General features: G+C 35.8%; 13 protein-coding genes. 6 read left to right on the forward strand and 7 right to left on the reverse strand.

Annotated elements, in window-relative coordinates; translation table 11 throughout:
- Positions 1-133 precede the first annotated feature (133 nt).
- The 3 genes from P164_RS01600 to P164_RS01610 form a co-directional block, all read right to left on the reverse strand.
- The gene (locus tag P164_RS01600; protein ID WP_028374738.1) at positions 134-616 is read right to left on the reverse strand and encodes a hypothetical protein; all 483 of its coding nucleotides are present in this window, start codon (positions 614-616) and stop codon (positions 134-136) included.
- 310 nt (positions 617-926) lie between these two features.
- Entirely contained in the window at positions 927-2,261 is a 1,335-nt protein-coding gene (locus P164_RS01605; RefSeq protein WP_028374739.1) for a DEAD/DEAH box helicase, read from the reverse strand.
- Positions 2,262-2,419: 158 nt separating this feature from the next.
- Entirely contained in the window at positions 2,420-2,833 is a 414-nt protein-coding gene (locus tag P164_RS01610) for a hypothetical protein (protein WP_028374740.1), read from the reverse strand.
- Positions 2,834-3,247: 414 nt separating this feature from the next.
- On the opposite strand from P164_RS01610, the gene P164_RS01615 reads away from it, so the two are divergent.
- Complete coding sequence (locus P164_RS01615) at positions 3,248-6,457, forward strand: carboxypeptidase regulatory-like domain-containing protein (protein ID WP_028374741.1); 3,210 nt, start codon at positions 3,248-3,250, stop codon at positions 6,455-6,457.
- 231 nt (positions 6,458-6,688) lie between these two features.
- On the opposite strand, the gene P164_RS01620 is transcribed toward P164_RS01615, so the two are convergent.
- The 3 genes from P164_RS01620 to P164_RS01630 all read right to left on the reverse strand — a co-directional run bounded on the left by P164_RS01620 (position 6,689) and on the right by P164_RS01630 (position 12,161).
- Entirely contained in the window at positions 6,689-8,197 is a 1,509-nt protein-coding gene (locus P164_RS01620) for a M20/M25/M40 family metallo-hydrolase (protein ID WP_234405808.1), read from the reverse strand.
- A gap of 225 nt (positions 8,198-8,422) precedes the next feature.
- Positions 8,423-9,400, reverse strand: coding sequence for an acyl-ACP desaturase (locus P164_RS01625; RefSeq protein ID WP_028374743.1), 978 nt, complete (start codon positions 9,398-9,400; stop codon positions 8,423-8,425).
- Positions 9,401-9,710: 310 nt separating this feature from the next.
- Complete coding sequence (locus P164_RS01630) at positions 9,711-12,161, reverse strand: prolyl oligopeptidase family serine peptidase (protein ID WP_028374744.1); 2,451 nt, start codon at positions 12,159-12,161, stop codon at positions 9,711-9,713.
- A 168-nt stretch (positions 12,162-12,329) separates the two neighbouring features.
- Here P164_RS01630 and P164_RS01635 point away from each other — a divergent pair, with 168 nt between their 5' ends.
- Complete coding sequence (locus P164_RS01635) at positions 12,330-13,337, forward strand: 3-oxoacyl-ACP synthase III family protein (RefSeq protein WP_028374745.1); 1,008 nt, start codon at positions 12,330-12,332, stop codon at positions 13,335-13,337.
- 100 nt (positions 13,338-13,437) lie between these two features.
- Here P164_RS01635 and fahA read toward each other — a convergent pair whose 3' ends face one another.
- Positions 13,438-14,730 (reverse strand): fumarylacetoacetase, encoded by a 1,293-nt coding sequence (fahA, locus tag P164_RS01640; protein ID WP_028374746.1) that lies wholly within the window; start codon positions 14,728-14,730, stop codon positions 13,438-13,440.
- A gap of 109 nt (positions 14,731-14,839) precedes the next feature.
- Between fahA and glyA the strand changes: the two genes are divergently transcribed.
- The 4 genes from glyA to P164_RS01660 all read left to right on the forward strand — a co-directional run bounded on the left by glyA (position 14,840) and on the right by P164_RS01660 (position 19,482).
- Entirely contained in the window at positions 14,840-16,114 is a 1,275-nt protein-coding gene (gene glyA / locus P164_RS01645) for a serine hydroxymethyltransferase (RefSeq protein WP_028374747.1), read from the forward strand.
- A gap of 287 nt (positions 16,115-16,401) precedes the next feature.
- The gene (locus P164_RS01650) at positions 16,402-16,809 is read left to right on the forward strand and encodes a two-component system response regulator (protein WP_051621122.1); all 408 of its coding nucleotides are present in this window, start codon (positions 16,402-16,404) and stop codon (positions 16,807-16,809) included.
- A 472-nt stretch (positions 16,810-17,281) separates the two neighbouring features.
- On the forward strand, positions 17,282-19,078 hold the full coding sequence (locus P164_RS01655) for a sensor histidine kinase (protein WP_028374748.1): 1,797 nt from the start codon (positions 17,282-17,284) through the stop codon (positions 19,076-19,078).
- Positions 19,075-19,482, forward strand: coding sequence for a response regulator (locus tag P164_RS01660; protein WP_028374749.1), 408 nt, complete (start codon positions 19,075-19,077; stop codon positions 19,480-19,482). The genes P164_RS01655 and P164_RS01660 overlap by 4 nt, the downstream gene beginning before the upstream one ends.
- Positions 19,483-19,484 lie beyond the last annotated feature (2 nt).

Below are 19,484 nucleotides of genomic sequence, written 5' to 3' on the forward strand. Positions count from 1 at the left end.
TAAGTTACTAAAAAACCAAATTCTAATTTGAGAGTCCGCAAGACTGAAGCATAAATAAAAAGTCCGTTGAAGATTTTCAACGGACTTTTTATTTTAGATGATTGATTTGTAAAGCGAGAATATGCTCAATAAACTAATGTTTTTCAGTTTTTTTAAGAGATTCTTGTTCTGCTTCAATCATTTTTAATTCAGTTTTGATTTGTGTTAAACGAGCAGCGATATCTGTGTTGTTAGCTTCCATCTCTACTAATTGTGCCTCCATTTGCTCTACTGAAATGCTGTCTGACATAAAGTAAGATTTTACGTCTGCATGGCTTTCAATCAGTTTTTTTAATTTAGAAAGCGAAGTTGCCTGCTCTTTTAATAAAACCTGATGCTTAGCTAAATCTGCAATTGCAATAGAATCTGTTTCCTCTACATCTTTCAATTTTTGTGCAAGTGTACGGGTGTCAGTTTTAAGTGCATCGTGATGAACCGTCATCGCATCGTGTACCACATCAAGACTATCTGTATGCATAACATACTCTAGATATTGCTCGTGTAAAACTTTACGCGTATCATCGCAACTCACAAAAAGGGTAGCAGCAAACGCGCTAAGTATTATAAATTTTCTCATAATAAATCTAATCGTTAATGACGGAATAAATATAAAAAAGAAACTGAACCCATAGCTTTACTCTGGCTATAAATGCTGTTAAATTATAGTTAGAAATTTTAAATGTTGCATTACACTGGTATTTGCCTACTTTGCGATTTAAAATTGCTGAAATTGCAAATTAAAGAATAACGTTGTTAGTCGCTATTACTGCTTCTGATAATACCAAATAGGACTTAGTGATCAAATTATAGCTCTTAAGATAATAAGCAAAACTAAAAAATCCGCTGTAGTTGCCTACAGCGGATTTTTTAGTTGTCAAAACCAGTTCTTAATTCGATTCTGGTTTGCTGTTAAAACGTTTTTTAGGGTTTCCCGCTGTACGTTTTACAGGGCCGCTATTTCTGCGATCATCGTTGTTTTTTGAACGACCAGAACTATTACGTGAACTGTTGCTGTTGCGTGAGTTATTACGTGTGTTGTTGCGTGGTGGTCGAGCATCAGGTTCATCTGAAGGATCGTCAGGACCGTCAATTAAGAACGGGTGTTCTGCAATCACATCTATCTTCTGCTTAATTAATTTTTCGATATCTCTAAGATAAGCACGCTCTTCTTTATCACAAAAAGCTAGCGCAACGCCACTGGCTTTTGCTCTACCCGTACGACCTATACGGTGTACGTAGGTTTCAGAAACGTTAGGTAAATCATACTGAATTACCATTTCTAATTCAGAAACATCGATACCCCTTGCAGCGATATCAGTGGCTACTAAAACCTGAGTTTGACCATCTTTAAAAGCGCTTAGGGCTTTTTGACGAGCAGCCTGTGATTTGTTACCGTGTATAGCTGCAGCATTAATTCCTGCTTTATCTAAGATTTTTACAATCTTATTAGCACCGTGCTTAGTACGTGAAAAAACCAAAACGGTAGCGGGATTTTCAGTCTCAATAAGATGCTTTAATAATTTTGGCTTACTTTTTTTGCTTACAAAGTAAATCCCCTGATCTACACGTTCTGCAGTAGGTTTCTCAGGCTCTATACTTACTTTTTCAAAATCACCAAGTATAAGTTTAGAAAGATCTACAATCGCCTTTGGCATCGTAGCCGAAAAGAATAATGATTGTCTATCGTGCGGTACTAGTTTTAGTACTTTCTTAATATCGTGAATAAAACCCATATCGAGCATCTGGTCTGCTTCATCAAGCACCAGATATTCAATATCTTTTAAACTAATAAACCCTTGTTTAACCAGGTCTAAAAGACGTCCCGGAGTAGCAGTTAATACATCAACTCCTTTGCGCATTGCAGAAACCTGCGAAGCCTGTTTAACACCACCAAAAATCACAGTATTTTTAATACCGGTATATTTGCTGTATTCGGTTACATTATCGTCTATTTGTATAGCAAGTTCTCGCGTAGGGGTAATAATCAAAGCTTTAAGCTTGCGTGTGCCTTTGCCAGAACCTATGTTGTTATAAATTTGTTGAAGTATCGGGATGGTAAACGCCGCTGTTTTACCAGTTCCTGTTTGTGCAGAACCTAATAAATCTTGTCCTCTTAATAATACCGGTATTGCTTGCTGTTGAATAGGGGTAGGGTGGGTGTATCCTTTATCAGCTAAAGCTTTAAGGATAGGGTCTATAAGACCTAATTCTTTAAATGTCATAAAATATAATAAGCGGCAAAGATAAGCTTATTATTGATGCTTGTAGCTCATTTAACAGAAAACGTTGGTTTGTAAGGTGTTGAGCGAGATATGCCAATTATTAATACTTAAGGCTTAAAAGTTAATTCCCAATTATTTAGAAAATTAATTTATTTAAATCACTTGATAAAAGGTGTTTTTTCTGTTGGAAGATTAAGCTCTGAAAGTATTTTAACCAAAGAAGTAAGCGACTGACTTTCAATAAACGAGGTATTGATTTTTAATTTCGTATCATTTGATTTTAAGGTGTAGTCTCCGGCAAATTTTTCAACCCTATCAATATCTTTAAGATTTATTTTTTTACGAAAACCATAAAGACTATTTTTCTTAATTACACCATCTTCAATTTCTAAGTACTGGTGCTTGAGATCGTAAACATAATGAGCCAGGTAGAAAACACCAATACCAAAATAGATGTAATCTGACCAATTTAACCCCTCATCTCTTAGTAGACTTAATGGTGCAATTATAACCCAAATTATGCCCAATACTAAATTGGCGTATAATCTCTTCTTTTTGAATTTAATTTTCATCTTCTAAATATAAATAAAGATTACGTAATATTTAATACTACAATTTCATTTGCGTAAGTCAACCTTAGTGTTGTCGCGTATAGCTTTAATCCCTTTAATTTACGTATTTACATGTGTTAGCGCCTGTCTAAAGAATGAATCTAATAATCACAAGGGTGTCATTTCAATTTAAAGGCCAAAGCTAAATATACAAACACACTTTCTTTTATGCTTTTCTGAATAATTAAGTTGATTGGTGTATATCTTCTTCTGGTTTTTAAGTGTTTTATTTACAGGTATTTGCTATTTAATTTCTTATCAACAACTGTTCATTTTATTTTTGGAAATTGAAATATAGGAAGCTCAACTTTAATAGGTTTTATTTTATTTTGCAATTTCTTAACACTTACTAAACTCAAATTCAAAATGAAGCTTATGAAAAGACAGCAACTTCTTTTTTTTATCAGCCTTTTTATGTTGGTTCTTACCGCCTCAGCACAGGTAACAACTGCAGAAATCAGTGGTATTGTATATGATGACCAAAACGCAATTCTGCCCGGAGCCAATGTAACTGCAACGCATACGCCTACGGGTACGGTTTACGGTGCAATTACAAATTTTGACGGAAGATTCTCGCTGCTTAATGTACGTGTAGGCGGGCCGTATACCATTTCAATTAGCTATGTAGGCTTTAAAACATATGTGCTAGATAACATTAATTTATCACTGGGACAGTCTTTTAACGTAAAAGCAGTTTTAGCTAGCGATGCAACAGAGCTTGATGCTGTTGTGGTGTCTTCTTCAAAAAATAATGTAATTAATAGCGACCGTACCGGAGCAGAAACCAGTATAGGCAGACGCGAACTTAAAAGTTTACCTACGATCTCAAGATCTGCTGCAGATTTTTACAGGTTAGAGCCTACTGCCTCTAGTAATGGTTCTTTTGGAGGAAGAAATGACCAATTCAATAACTTTAGTTTAGACGGTTCAATTTTTAATAATCCTTTTGGGCTTGATGCGGCAACACCGGGTGGGCAGACTAATGCACAGCCTATTTCGCTTGATGCAATAGACCAGATACAGGTTTCAACTGCACCCTATGATGTGACTCAAGCAGGTTTTACCGGAGCTTCGGTTAACGCTGTTACCAAGAGTGGTACTAACACGTGGGCGGGAACAGTTTATGGTTTTTACCGTAATCAGGATATGACGGGAAGTAAGGTAGGTGACGATAAAATAATTGTTCCTGAGCTTAATCAAAAACAATACGGGGTTAGCGTAGGTGGACCTTTAATTGAAAATAAATTGTTTGTTTTTGCAAACTTTGAAAAAGATGACCGCGCAGATGCAGGTTCAAACTTTTTGGCAGCGCGTCCGGGCATTACAGGGCAAAATGTATCTCGTGTTTCTGCCGAAGATCTTGATTATGTTTCTCAACAATTATCTAGTTTAGGTTACGAGACAGGACCTTATGAAAATTTCACGCATAAGACGGAATCTACAAAAGGTATATTTAAACTAGACTGGAATATTAATAGTAAGCACCGTGTTGCGGTTATTTACAACTTTTTAAATGCCTCTCGAGATTTGCCGGCAAATCCTGAAGCGATAGGAAGAAGAGGACCAGACCAAACAACTCTTCAATTTAGAAATGCAGGATATCGCATTAATAATAAGATCGACTCCTGGTTAGTTGAATTAAACTCCAACTTTGGCGGTAACGTGACTAATAAACTTCAGGCGGGTTATACTTTCTTTGATGATAGCAGAGATCCTTTTTCTGCACCGGCACCGGCGATTAGTATTCAGCAAGATGGGGTACGTGCTATAATTGCAGGTCATGAGCCTTTTTCAATAAACAATAAATTAACGCAGAAAGTTTTTCAAATTACAGATAACTTTAATGTTGTAACCGGAAATCACACAATTACCTTAGGTGGAAGTTTTGAGAAATTTATGTTTGATAACAGCTTTAACCTGGGTGCGTACAGCTACTTTAATGCAAATGGCGGAGTTGGTGTTTTTGCACCAGATTTTACAAGCGTACGTGCAAATCCTAATGTTGCAGGATTAAGTTTTGAAGAAGCAGTAAACAACGGTTTATTAGCTGAAGCGCTGGCGAGTGCTCAAACTACTTTTGACAACAATACAGCTAATGATAGTTGGGCTTTAGCCGAAACTAATGTAGGTCAACTTGCTTTCTATGCACAGGATAAATGGAAGGCTACCGAAAATTTCACTTTGACCGTAGGATTACGTATAGACAAGCCACTGTTTTTTAATACACAAGATAAAATACGTGAAAACATTTTACGTGCAGCCGGCGGTACGTTCCCTGACGGAAACTACCAACCCGGAATCACCTATTTTGATGAAAATGGAAACCCTACAAACCTAAATAGTTTAGATCTTCCTTCTAAGAAAATTTTATTCTCACCACGAGTAGGATTTAACTACGATGTTTTAGGAGATAATACGTTTCAAATACGAGGAGGTACGGGTGTATTTACCGGTCGTTTACCTTTTGTATGGATAGGAAATCAAGTAGCAAACCCAAACTTCTTTTTCTACACGACTTCTGCACCAGACTTTAAGTTTCCGCAGGTATGGCGTAATAGTTTAGGTCTTGATTATCGTTTTGAAAATGGAATCACCGCTTCAACAGACTTTATTTATACCCGTGATTTAAATTCACAAATGGTGCGTAATTATGGTCTGGCAAATCCTTCAGGAACCCTTGCAGGTCCAGACGGCAGACCTATTTATTTAGATAGTGATCGCGCAAAAGACGAGTTTGGCGGCAATACAAATGCCTATGTATTCTCAAATACAGACGTAGGATTTTCATTTAACTGGTCAACAAAATTTCAGAAGACATTTAGCAACGGTATTTTTGCGAGCATAGCATATAACTATTTAAAAGCAGAGGATGCGAGTTCATTAGACGCAGAAATATCTAGTGATGCATATGATCGTAATCCGGCTTTTGGCAATGTAAACAGAGCGGTAAGTACCACCTCACGTTATGGAGATAAACACCGTATCGTAGGCCAGCTTAACAAAGCATTTACCTATGGAGCAAACAAGCAATGGCGTACTTCATTAGGTGCTTTTTATGAGTATGCGCAGGGCGGAAGATTCGCTTATACCTATAGCGGTGATATTAATAATGATGGTTCTGTACTTAATGATTTGATTTATATACCTACGAGTCAGGAGTTAGAGAGCTATGCATTTTCAGGGGATGCTGCGGCACAGGCTGCACAGCGTACCGCTTATGAAAATTATATAGCTCAGGATGACTATTTAAGTGATCGTAGAGGTGCATACGCCGAAAAATATGGTGCACTGAGCCCGTGGAGAGGTCGTTGGGATTTAAAAATCTTACAGGACTATGATTTTAAAGTTTCTGAAAATAAGACAAATACCATTCAGTTTAGTATAGATATTTTAAACCTGGGAAATCTTATTAGTTCAGACTGGGGTGTTATTGAAGTGCCGGTAAACGATCAACCTTTAGGAGTTGATGTTTCTAGCGGAAGCCCGGTTTACACGTTTAATACTTCACAAACAAAAACGTTTACTAACGATTTTAGTTTAGACAGCAGATGGCAGGCGCAAGTAGGATTGCGTTATATTTTCTAATTGATTTAATCCTGCTCTAAATTTAAAATCCCCGCATTTTACGATGCGGGGATTTTTTATGGTATTACTTACAGTTTATAAAACCAAAGAAAGTGTTTGTAATTCCAGGATTCCTAACTGCTGGAAATAGATACAACTTCAATCTTTTCTGAGTTGGCATTTACAAACTCAACAAGCTCTTGCTTCTTAGTAAACTCGATGACTTTAAATTCTTTTTGAGACATAAATAGTTTAAAGATTAGTTTGTAAAAGAGCTAGACAGATTTGAATACCCTGACGCATATTACCTATGCGTATATTTTCATTAGGGCTGTGCTGGTTATTATCCATATTAACAATTGGGATAATTAATGTAGGAATATTAAGCGCATTTATTACCGGTACAATAGGAACGGTACCACCCATCATCCTGATTTTTATAGGCTCTTCATTAAATGCTTTAGAAAGACTGTTTGAAATGGTTTTTCCAAAGGGGCTGTCGAGGTCTGTTCTAAAAGCATTAATTCCTTCATTTGCTATAAACTTCGCTATTTTAGGATGCGTAGCGCGTTCTTCAGCTGTAGGATCGTGATCAATTACATAATATCCTTGTTTTACAATATGAGTTCTAATTTTTTCAAGTTGAATTTGTGCTTCGGTCTCAGGAACGAGGCGTACATCAAGATCTGCTTTTGCAAATTCAGGTACCACAGTTTTTAAATTCTCTCCAGACCACGAGGTACCTATCTGGCGAACATTCAACGAGGGGTACTGCAGCGCTTCCTGATAATTATTTCCTATTTTTTCTGAAGTAAAAATGCCCAGTTGGCTATTGAGCGCTACTGAGTCATAGGGAATAGATTTTAAAACATCAGTTATTTCCGGACTTAAATTGATGCCTTTGTAATAGTCTTTAATGAGTACATAACCCTTATCATCCTTCATGGTACTCAATAACTTTGCAAGGCTAAAAACCGGGTTGGGGACATAGTTGCCATAATGGCCGCTGTGTTGAGGTAACGAGGCGCCATATGTGGTTATAGAGCAGGTAACAATACCTCTGCAACCAAATGTTACGCTAGGTTTATTAGAATCGTGAGCCGGCCCGTCCATTACGATAAAATAATCTGAAGAATAGCGTTCTTTATTTATGGGCAGCGTTGATAATAATGCCGATGAACCATATTCTTCTTCGGGATCAAAAATTACTTTTATATTAAAGTTGGGTTTCTTATTCTGAGCATCTAGCTGTTCTAAAGCAGACAGAAACATAATTATAGGCGCTTTATCATCTGCTGCTGCACGTGCAAATATGCGCCACTCATCATCTATTTTTGAGTCTAGAGCGTTCCAATCTAAATATTGCCAGTTTCCTGCGGAATCTTGTTTTTTTAAAACTGGAGTAAAAGGATCTTCCTGATCCCAATTCACTTTATTTACAGGCTGCCCATCTATATGAAAATAAAACAAAACTGTTTTAAACTTGGGATTGTAGACTTTTTCAGCCAATAAAAGTGGAAGCGTACTTGATGGAAGCAAGGTTGTTTTAAAGTCTAATTTTTGATAATAATCAGTAACCCAGTTAATATTTTTAAGCATTGATGCTTCATCTTCGGGCAAATTAGGAATACTCACCAGTTCTTTATGTAATAATAATGTCTTTCTTAATGCATCGTCAACATCTTGAGATTGTGCACTGGTAGGTAAAGCTATACAACAAAAGAGTGCGAAGTAGAATAGCTTCATTGGGTTGAATATCATAGAACTATTTTTAAAGTCGTTTTTTTAAACATATAGCATAGAGGTATCGACTTAAAAATACAAAATTAAGAGTGCGGTAAAACTGTAAATTTTTAGAAGGTGTCTATTTGATTTTTTAAGTTAAAATTCTCGACAGCGCTCTACCTGAGTTGCGTTTAACACAAAAAAATAACCCTGAAAGAAAACATATCTTTCAGGGTTATTTTTTTAAATGAGTTATGCTTTTTAACTAGCAATCCATTTAAATTTGTGATCGAGTTTAGGAACTACAATACGTTGTGAAATACGTTCTAAACGATCAGGTAGGTTTAATAAATAATCACGAGCACGCTCGCCTTTATCATTAAGTCCTTTTATATCTTCAATTTTCCAGTCTGCAACCAGAGATTTTAAAATGGTGATATAATCCTGTGTGGTATAAACCATAGAGCGCTGCGCAGCATCTGAGAAATGTTCCCAAAGCTGACCAATATGCTGCCCAGATTCTCTTAAGAACATAGCCGGCATGACAATTTTGTTACGCATCATTGCTTCAAAAGCCATCATCATCTCACTAGGATCGAGATCAAAAATACGACGTACAAACTCCATGTAAGCAGAAGCATGACGCGCTTCATCTTTAGCAATCATATTACATATTTTTGCCAATTGCTTATTTCCAGATTTACGTGAAAATGATGCTACACGTCTGTGTGATACATTAGTCGCCAGTTCCTGAAAACTAGTATATACAAAGTTTTTATAAGGATCCATACCGGTACCTATGTCAAAACCATCGCTTATAAGGTATTGTGTACTTACTTCCATCTCACGCATGTTTACGCGACCAGAAAGGTATAAGTATTTATTAAGTAAATCCCCGTGACGATTTTCTTCGGCAGTCCATGAGCGTACCCATTTAGACCAGCCGTTACCATTAACCTGATCTACCCCCTGAACTCCCATTAACCAGGACTCGTAAGTAGGTAAAGCTTCTTCGGTAATGGTGTCACCTACTAAAACAGTAAATAAATCATAATCCATCTCGCGGCATAACTCCTGAATCTCTTTGACTTCATCAATAAATTCAGGATTTGTAGCGTCGGGAAGCATGTCTGTAGGCTGCCAATTTTCATCAATTGACTTCAGGTAGGTCCCAATAAGTTCATCCATAGATTTTCCTATGGTTTGCATTACTTCGAGACGTATATTATTTAATATCATATTTCTGTAACAAGTTTTGTGTAAATGTAGCAGTTTTGGGTCGTTTAGAAGTGTTTTCTTATCAATTCTTACTATGCGTGCATAGCAAAACTTTGCCAATTAAATCGTATTAATCACTTTAAATTAATGCAATTCTAATCGTACAAAACCTTATATCAAATCTGCATTTAGAATTTTTCGGTCTTATTTAAATATACGAAAAATTAAAGAAAGTAGTTTTTGTAGTTGGCCCTGTGTTAAATAAACAGTCTCAGGAATCTATATAAGATTGCTGAGACTGTAAACTAAGTTCTATTAATTAAAAGAAGATTTACTTTTTAATTTCTTCAGTCTTTTTAATTTCATTTACATCGCGGTTTTTTACATATTTTTCGAGCCATTGATCTTGTTCCCACAGCATATGTAAAATAGATTCTTTTGCAGCGTAACCATGACTTTCTTTAGGCAACATTACTAAACGAGCTGTAGCACCTAATCCTTTTAAAGCATTAAAATAGCGCTCACTTTGTAGTGGGTATGTACCGCTATTGTTATCTGCTACACCGTGAATTAAGAGCAACGGAGTTTTCATTTTATCGGCATGCATAAAAGGGCTCATAGTGTTGTAAACTTCTGGAGCCTCCCAGTAATTACGTTCTTCAGACTGAAAACCAAATGGAGTCAACGTACGGTTATAGGCACCGCTACGCGCAATACCGGCAGCAAATAAATCTGAGTGTGATAATAAGTTTGCAGTCATAAAAGCACCGTAGGAGTGACCACCTACCGCAACCTTATTTCGGTCTATATAGCCTAAAGCATCAACAGCATCAATAGCTGCTTTACCATTAGCTACAAGTTGTTTTCTAAATGAGTCATTAGGTTCTGTGTCGCCTTCACCTACGATAGGAAAAGAAGCATCATCTAGCACCACATAACCCCGCGTTACCCAATATACCATAGAACCATAATATGGGTAGGTAAATTCATTAGGATTTGAAGTGGTTTGACCCGCACTATTTTTGTCTTTAAACTCAGTAGGATATGCCCAGAGAAGCATCGGTTTTTTCTCTTTCTTTTTCATATCATAACCTACAGGAAGATATAAAGTCCCCGAAAGTTCTAAACCATCTTCACGTGTGTATTTAATGACCTCTTTATGTACATCCTGAATACTCTTAAACGGATTTTCAAAACGAGTAATTTGGTCTAAACTTTTATCATCAAGATCTCGTATGTAGTAGTTGGGATATTCAGTAGGCGCTTCAATACGCACGAGTATTTTACCTTCTTTAATATCTAATACTTTCTGTAAATTTTCAAGCTTATCTGTATATTCCGACTCATAAATACGCTGAGTTTCCTGTGTTTCAAGATTTAATTTATCTATAAATGGAAACTGACCTTTTTCACTAAAGCCATCTCCTATTAAATAAGCATTCCCGTCAACCAGTGTAAGCACGGGTTTTCCGTAGTTGTTATCCTGAGTTACAAAGCTACCGGGATCGCTGTAGGTATCTTGATAGTTTCGGTCTGCTATCACTTTACCTTCGTTGCTTTTGTCTGAAGGGTTAAATACATATGTTTTTGTATTACGCGTGTTCCACCAGTAATCGTAAGCTATTGCTGTGTTTTCTGAACCCCAGGTAATTCCTCTAAAACGGTTAATAGTTTTTAAAACTTTTGTAGGAGCCTCAGAAAAGGGTGCTTTTTGCATATATACCTGATCTCTAAAAGGTACTTCAACTTCTGGATCTCCCTGGTCTAAAGCTTCAGCCCAATATAAGGTTGCAGGGTGATCTGCTCTCCAGTACATATTGCGCTTTCCAGTCTGTGTAGCCATAAAGCCCTGCGGAAGCTCCTCAATTAACGGAGTTTCATTTACTACTTTTACAAGAGTACCGTCTTGCTTATATACACTTACTTTCTCAGGAAATCTACTATAGGGTACGATATATGAAAACGGTTTGTGAATGGTAGTTGTCATGATATATTCCCCATCTGGAGAAAATGATACACCTGTGTACATAGCTGCCTCGCCCCAGGTTGTGCTGGTACCATCTAAATTTTGTTTGACTAGTACTGATGTTGCCAATTGCTCAAAGTTGAATATATCATTCGGGTTTTGAAGTAAATCCTGATAGGTTCGGTTTTGAGCCTTAGAGCCGTCACTGGTGGAAATTGTGGGTCCGGTAGGTATAGCTTCTGCGGTATTAATTAAATCTTTACGCTGTGCAGGAAGCATATTTATTAACAAGCTCTTACCGTCTTTAAACCAGCTTATGGGACTTCCCATATTGGCATTTAGTGTGGGCTCAGTAAGTTTGCGTACGGTCGCAGTGTTTAAATCTAATATCCAAACTTCTACACCGGTCTCAGTTGTATTGGTAAGTGCCATTTTAGTTTCGTCTGGAGACCAGCTAAAGTTGCTAAGCAAAGGATTATCTGGTAAACCGGAAATAGCACGGGCTTCAGTTTCCTGTACTCCTTTTATTTTTACATCATTATAAAAGGTAGTACGACTGCCTATATTTGTTTTGGGATTTATACGTAAACCACCCAGACGCAATTCTTCTTCAGAAAGTTCTGCAATGGTTTTAAAACTGTCGCGGTAGAGTAGAAGCATCGTATCACCTGCGGTATTCATGACCACAGCGGGAGCTCTGGGAACGTCAACTAAATCAAGAATTTCTTTAGGTGGTTTTTGATAATCTAAATTTTCCTGCGCAAAAAGTGGGGTAGAGAGAAATAACATTAAAGCAAAGTAGCATATTTTTTTCATGAGATGGATTTTAATTCAATTTAGGAAAAATAATTATTCTAATTATTATGCACGCATAGCTAAAGGCAGCTGCTTTAAAGCATTTAAAATTGCAGAATCTGTATCTTTCCGCGGTTTATGGCATCAGAAATTCTGGTACTACTAATTATATCTCATATTTATTACCCTATGTATAATTCTCGAATTGCAGGAATGGGAGCCTATGTTCCCGAAAATATAGTGACAAATGATGATTTGTCTAAGATTATGGAAACCAATGACGCCTGGATACAAGAGCGTACCGGTATCAAAGAACGCCGTCATATAAAAGACGGAGACGGCAACAGCACCGCAGTTATGGGTGTAAAAGCTGCAAAAATCGCTTTAGAACGTGCAAAAATGACTGCGCAGGATATAGACATGATTGTTTTTGCTACGTTAAGTCCAGATTATTATTTTCCGGGCTGTGGTGTGCAGGTGCAGGAAATGCTAGATATGCGTACCGTACCTGCATTAGATGTACGTAATCAATGTAGTGGTTTTATCTATGCCCTCTCTACAGCAGACCAGTTTATAAAAACCGGGATGTATAAAAATATATTGGTAATAGGTTCAGAAAATCACAGTGGCGGTTTAGATATGACTACGCGTGGGCGTAATGTATCAGTCATCTTTGGTGATGGGGCAGGAGCGGCAGTACTTACACGAGAAGAAGACAATGCAAAAGGTATTTTATCTACACATTTACATAGTGAAGGTAAACACGCCTTAGAGCTTTCTTTAAAAGGACCAAGTACTATGGAATGGGTGCCTGAATTGATTGAAAAAAATCCGCAGGAGGATATCCCGTATTACCCGTATATGAATGGTCAATTTGTATTTAAAAATGCAGTTGTGCGTTTTTCTGAAGTGATTGTTGAAGGTCTTGAGAAAAATAAACTGAAGGCTGAAGATATTGATATGTTGATACCGCATCAGGCAAACCTTAGAATTTCTCAATTTGTACAGAAGCAGTTTGGTTTAAATGATGACCAGGTATATAATAATATTCAGAAATACGGAAATACCACTGCCGCATCAATCCCTATCGCTTTAACTGAGGCCTGGGAAAAAGGTAAAATTAAAGAAGGAGATACGGTTGTACTTGCTGCTTTTGGTAGTGGGTTTACCTGGGCGAGTGCTATTATTAAGTGGTAATAAGTATATACACTTAAATTTTTTCCAAAAAGAAGAACTTGAGTTTAAAAGCAAAAAAAAAGAGCAACCCTGTTGCTCTTTTTTTTATTGAAATTCCTTTTTATTTTTTCTTCGGTTTAAAAACGGGTAGTATTTTAGTTTTTACCTCGCCAAAACCTATACGTACTGCACCAGGTTTCTCGCAGTAACCTCGCATAATTACCGTGTCTTTATCTTCAATAAATTTACGGTCACCACCATCATTAAGCTTAACCGGTTTAGAACCCTTCCAGCTTAATTCTAGCATAGACCCAAATGATTTAGGAGTAGAACCCGATATCGTACCACTTCCCATCATATCTCCACTATTTACGGGACAACCGTTAACAGTGTGATGCGCCAGTTGCTGGCTCATATTCCAGTAGAGGTGTTTAAAGTTAGAATTAGTAACTACCGTTTCTTCTTTATTTTCGGGCTTGATGCTTACTTCAAGATTTATATCAAATGTTTTTTTACCACTGTATTGTAAATACGGCAATAGGTCTTTTTCAGGCTTAGGACTCGCCGTACGGAAAGGCTCTAAGGCATCTAATGTAACAATCCAGCAGGATACTGAAGAAGCAAAGTTTTTTCCTAAAAACGGACCTAGAGGAGCGTACTCCCAACGTTGAATGTCGCGCGCACTCCAGTCATTAAACAAGACCAATCCAAATATATATTCTTCGGCTTGATCTACAGGAATAGGTTGCCCAAGCTCATTAGCATCTGTAGTAATAAAAGCCATCTCCAATTCAAAATCAAGTTGACGTGATGGGCCAAATATAGGTTCTGTAGCGCCATTAGGTAATTTTTGTCCCTGTGGTCTGTGTACAGAAATACCTGATGGTATTATAGAACTGCTGCGCCCGTGATAGGCTACCGGTAAATGCATCCAGTTAGGTAACAAAGCGTTTTGAGGATCACGATATAAAGACCCTACGTTTATGGCATGTTCTTTACTACTGTAAAAATCTGTATAATCGCCTATTTGTACAGGAAGCTGCATTTCGACTTCATCCATAGCAAAAATAACACGTTCACGATGATCTTTTTGATCTCGTAATTCGGCATTTCCCGCTTCAAAAATCACTGAAATACGATTACGTACTGCACGCCAGGTCTTGCGACCGTCTGCTATAAAATCATTTAAGCTGTCTTGTAAGAAAATATCGTCTGTAAGGGGGATATCGCTGAAATACCCTAATTGATGTAAGGCTCCCAGATCTATGGCAAAATCACCTATACGTGTACCTATGGTGATAATGTCATCTCTGGTTAAAAACACACCAAAAGGTATATTTTGAATAGGGAAATCTGTGTCTGCAGATGTTTCTAACCAGGTTTTGCGTTTTGGATCGTTAGTCTTTGAGGGCATAGATTTTTAATAAAATGTTAGTAAATGCTCATTTCAAATATAGAATTAAAATAGTACCAAAGGCATGTATTCACTACTTTTGAACCTAATTTAACAAACTTTATATCGCATGCAACGGGATACCGAAATCTTTGATCTAATTCAAGAGGAAAAACAACGCCAACTTAATGGTTTAGAGTTAATTGCTTCAGAAAACTTCGTAAGCGAGCAAGTTATGGAGGCTGCAGGTTCTGTATTAACTAATAAATATGCAGAGGGATACCCCGGCAAACGCTACTATGGCGGGTGTGAAGTGGTAGATGAAGTAGAAACCATTGCGATAGAGCGCGCAAAAGAACTTTTTGGAGCAGAATATGCAAACGTACAACCGCATTCTGGCTCACAGGCAAATACTGCTGTATTTCATGCAGTGATGAAACCGGGAGAAACTTTTTTAGGTTTTGACTTATCACACGGAGGGCATTTAACACACGGTTCACCGGTAAATTTTTCAGGACGTATCTACAATCCGGTTTTTTACGGGGTAGATAAAGAAACTGGTCTCTTAAATTACGATAAGATAGAAGAGCTTGCGATACAAGAACAACCTAAAATGATCATTGCGGGAGCATCTGCTTATAGCCGTGAGATAGATTATAAGCGTTTTCGCGAGATAGCAGATAAAGTAGGTGCTATTTTATTATGTGATATGGCACACCCGGCGGGATTAATCGCAAAAGGTATTATAGGTGATCCTGTACCACATTGTCATATATGTACAACAACAACTCACAAAACGCTGCGTGGACCACGTGGAGGGTTAATTATAATGGGTAAAGATTTTGAAAACCCATTTGGTATTAAACTAAAGAATGGAAGTTTACGCATGATGTCTTCTCTATTAGACAGTGGTATTTTTCCAGGAAATCAAGGTGGACCTTTAGAACATATTATTGCTGCAAAGGCAATCGCCTTTGGAGAAGCGCTTACCGATGATTTCTTACATTATATGGTTCAGGTTAAGAAAAATGCTGCGGTTATGGCTGCTGCTTTTGTAGAGAAAGGATACAATATCATTTCTGGCGGAACAGACAATCACATGATGCTTATAGACTTGAGAAATAAAGACATTTCTGGTAAAGATGCAGAAGAAGCTTTAGGAAAAGCAGATATCACAGTTAATAAGAACATGGTACCTTTTGATACCCGTTCGCCATTTGTAACTTCAGGTATGCGTATAGGAGTTGCAGCTGTTACTACCCGAGGTCTTGTTGAGGCAGATATGAAAAAAGTCGTAGACCTTATAGATGCAGCTCTTACTAATTTTGATAATGATGAGAAGCTAGAAAGTATAGCAGACGAGGTTAATGCAATGATGGGGCACAGACCATTATTTAAACATTAAAAGTTGTATTTTTTATAAAATTATAGACCGGCATTTTTTGCCGGTTTTTTTTGGAAATTTAATTCAGTTTAACTTCTAAATGGCTGAATTGATTTTAATTACAAAACAAATATTTTGCTTATAAGGATTGAAAATATAGTTAACTTAATCGATTAACTTGTATAATTCTACGACTAGTTGTTATTCATCGATTATTTTGTTAAAAATTATTAACTTAATCGATTAACTAACGTTCTTTGAGTCCCCTAAATATTTAAAAGACTTTAATTTTTTAATTATTTTATTATATGGATTTAACTACAACTATTTTTTTAATTGATGATGATGCAGTTTATCGTTATGGGATGCAAAAAAAATTAAGAGCTCAATTGAGCGATGTTAATATTATTCCATTTAAAAATGGCCTGGAAGCATTAGAATATTTAGCAAATGAATCTCGGGAAATAGCTTATCCTGATCTGATACTTGTTGATATTAATATGCCTATAATGAACGGCTGGGAGTTTCTTAATGAGTTAGATAAATTAGAACTTAACACGGAAAAAGAGACATCTTTATACGTGGTTTCTAATTTTTCAGAAATTGCATTAAAAGAAATCTGTAAGTCATTTAATTTTATAAAAGGATATCTTCAAAAACCTATAGATTTAAAGGCCTCCACAACTGAGATGGGTGGCTTAAGTATAGCCGTTTAAAATGATAAAAAAATTACTAGTTAGATAGTTTGCTTATGATGGTAAAAAAAAATTGACAAGTATTTGTCAGTTTTTTTTAAGTACTGCAAAATGCCAATTACTCCGTTAAAGAGATATCCTTTGCAAATAATACTAGTACTTTCTGTAATCGATAAGAATTAAATGTATTAAAAACGTTTGCTATGTCACTAATTATCATTTAATTATTAAAGTTTTATTCGTCGACTTAATAAAGAGTGATTTTTTTAAATTAATATATTTTGTTTGTACGATTAAGTCTCTTAGTTTTATAAAGCAGTTCTTTGTTTTTAAAACTTCAATCGCTATAATAGTGAATGGTTATTCCCTAAAACCAGAGTTTTAAGTACGTTAGGTTATCTATTTTCACACTTATATATTGATATTATTTTACAATTACTTGTAATCATATTAAGTAAAAAAATACGTATACGAGACTGTTAATCTAAATTGCATGGGGATACAAATACTTAAACGTTTTCTGATTATATATTTGCCTGTATTGCTCTTTACGTTTCTGTGGAGCAAGTTTCAGTATGATCATCTTATTGAGGTTTTCTCAGTTGTTGAAGACCGAACCATTAAAAATAAAAAAGACCTTTTAGAAAATCTATTTCAAACTGTCTCATTTAGTATAGAGCATTGGGGTGATGTTATTGATGCAGATTATATAGCTGAATTATCTACAGATTCAATTGCCGGTAACCATTATTTTAAAATTATAGACGAATTAAGAGATTTTGATCAATTTAGAATTGTTGATTTAAGCGGTAACGAATTATTGCGTTATGAGCGCGATCAATTAGGAAATCTTAAGAAGGGAAAACTACAAAACAAATATCATCGCGATTATTTTAAGCAAGGTATTTTATTAAAAAGGGATGAAATTTATCTTTCTAGAATTAACCTGAATAGAGAAAACGGTGAAATTGAAATTCCTTTAAAGCCGGTAATGCGTGGTATTTCGCCTATTTACGATCATCAGGATAATCTGAAAGCTTTGGTCATTATTAATTTTAATATGACTCGAATTTTCAATCAATTAAATCAGCAAATTACGTTAAGCAATCTGTACTTAGTTGACCAAAATTTAAATGTCATTACAACCAATGTCTCTTCTGTACCACTATCTTATGAGCTTCAAGATACTTCTCAAATAATACGAGTTGCAGATAAAACAGCAACTTATTTTAAGACATTTGAAGATACTACATTTCAAAATGAAGGTGCAATTTGGACCTTAAGTAAATTTAATTTCTCGACAAATAAGTCTTTAGACAGTATTGTTAGTAAGACATCAAAAACAATTGTAACTCCTACTCAATGGGCTATTTTACACGAAGTTCCTGCTGAAGCTGTAGATTTAGTAGTGGGTCCAATTTTTCGGTTTTTTATAATTTTTAATTGTTTTGGAGCACTAGCAATTTTTGTAATTGCCTATATAGTTGAAAAAAGAAAAGTTAATGAACGCTTGATGCTAAATGCTATCAAGCAAAAAAATGAAAATCTGCGGTTAAGTGAAGCTTCGCTAGGAGAGTCTAATCAAAAGTTGACAGAATCTAACAGCAGGCTAAAAACCCGTAATAAACAACTTGAAGAATTTAATTATTTAGTTTCTCACAACCTGCGAGCGCCTGTTACCAGTATGTCTACTGTTGTTGATCTTCTTAAGGAAGTGCAAACCACAAATGAATTAGATTTATTATTACCAAAACTTTCTCAGATAAATGATAATATAAGCATCATTACAGATGATATACGCGAATATGTATCAATATTAAGTGAGAATGAGATCGATAAAAAAAATATAAATATAAAGGCTATTATAGAAAGTGTAGAAAATGACTTTCCAGAATTATTGAGTAATAATTTAAACTTTAAAGTTCTAACAAATCTTCAATCCTGGGATCATGTTATATTTTCAAAATTTTATTTTAAGAGTATTGTTCAAAGTTTTATGTCTAATTCAATTAAGTACAGAAGAACAGATATAGCATCATTTATAAAATTTGAAACCCAAATTGAAAATGGACAAAAAGTACTTTATGTAATTGATAACGGTTTAGGAATAGACTTAGATCTGCACGGTAAAGATGTTTTTAAATTATATAAACGATTTCACAGAGGATATTCTGGTAAGGGTATGGGGTTATTTATTGTAAAATCTCAAATCGAAAATCTAGAAGCAACTATTGAAATTGAAAGTGCGGTAAATAAGGGAACCACATTCAAAATTATTTTTAAGGAATGAGTCAGGCTGCAGACATAGTGCTTATAGATGATGATGATGTCTACTTATTTGTCGTAGGGCATATGTGCAATACCTATTGTCGGGATTTAAATGTTGTGACTATTACAGATGGCGAATTGGGTATTAATTATTTCAAAAAAGTAAAAGAAGATAATATACAGTTGCCTAAACTAATTTTATTAGATATAAACATGCCATATCTTGACGGTTGGGGATTTTTAAATGCTTTTAGAGAACATAAAATAGACCAGTTTGATGAGATTACGATTTATTTGGTAACCTCATCAAATAGAAACTGTGATAAAATACGAATAGAAAGTTACCCTGAGTTAAACGGATTTATATTAAAACCAGTGCGTAAAAAAGAACTGCATCAATTGCTTGAATCGGTTTTTAAAAAATAGCC

Origin of the sequence: Leeuwenhoekiella sp. MAR_2009_132, assembly GCF_000687915.1 — a bacterium.
Classification (GTDB): Bacteria; Bacteroidota; Bacteroidia; order Flavobacteriales; family Flavobacteriaceae; genus Leeuwenhoekiella.

Excerpts from the sequence above, each read along its gene's own strand:
- P164_RS01620 (WP_234405808.1), bottom strand. The coding sequence starts at position 8,197 with ATGATATTCAACCCAATGAAGCTATTCTACTTCGCACTCTTTTGTTGT.
- P164_RS01660 (WP_028374749.1), top strand. The coding sequence starts at position 19,075 with ATGAGTCAGGCTGCAGACATAGTGCTTATAGATGATGATGATGTCTAC.
- P164_RS01635 (WP_028374745.1), top strand. The coding sequence starts at position 12,330 with ATGTATAATTCTCGAATTGCAGGAATGGGAGCCTATGTTCCCGAAAAT.
- P164_RS01655 (WP_028374748.1), top strand. The coding sequence starts at position 17,282 with ATGGGGATACAAATACTTAAACGTTTTCTGATTATATATTTGCCTGTA.
- P164_RS01605 (WP_028374739.1), bottom strand. The coding sequence starts at position 2,261 with ATGACATTTAAAGAATTAGGTCTTATAGACCCTATCCTTAAAGCTTTA.
- P164_RS01630 (WP_028374744.1), bottom strand. The coding sequence starts at position 12,161 with ATGAAAAAAATATGCTACTTTGCTTTAATGTTATTTCTCTCTACCCCA.
- P164_RS01650 (WP_051621122.1), top strand. The coding sequence starts at position 16,402 with ATGGATTTAACTACAACTATTTTTTTAATTGATGATGATGCAGTTTAT.
- P164_RS01615 (WP_028374741.1), top strand. The coding sequence starts at position 3,248 with ATGAAAAGACAGCAACTTCTTTTTTTTATCAGCCTTTTTATGTTGGTT.
- fahA (WP_028374746.1), bottom strand. The coding sequence starts at position 14,730 with ATGCCCTCAAAGACTAACGATCCAAAACGCAAAACCTGGTTAGAAACA.
- P164_RS01625 (WP_028374743.1), bottom strand. The coding sequence starts at position 9,400 with ATGATATTAAATAATATACGTCTCGAAGTAATGCAAACCATAGGAAAA.
- glyA (WP_028374747.1), top strand. The coding sequence starts at position 14,840 with ATGCAACGGGATACCGAAATCTTTGATCTAATTCAAGAGGAAAAACAA.
- P164_RS01610 (WP_028374740.1), bottom strand. The coding sequence starts at position 2,833 with ATGAAAATTAAATTCAAAAAGAAGAGATTATACGCCAATTTAGTATTG.
- P164_RS01600 (WP_028374738.1), bottom strand. The coding sequence starts at position 616 with ATGAGAAAATTTATAATACTTAGCGCGTTTGCTGCTACCCTTTTTGTG.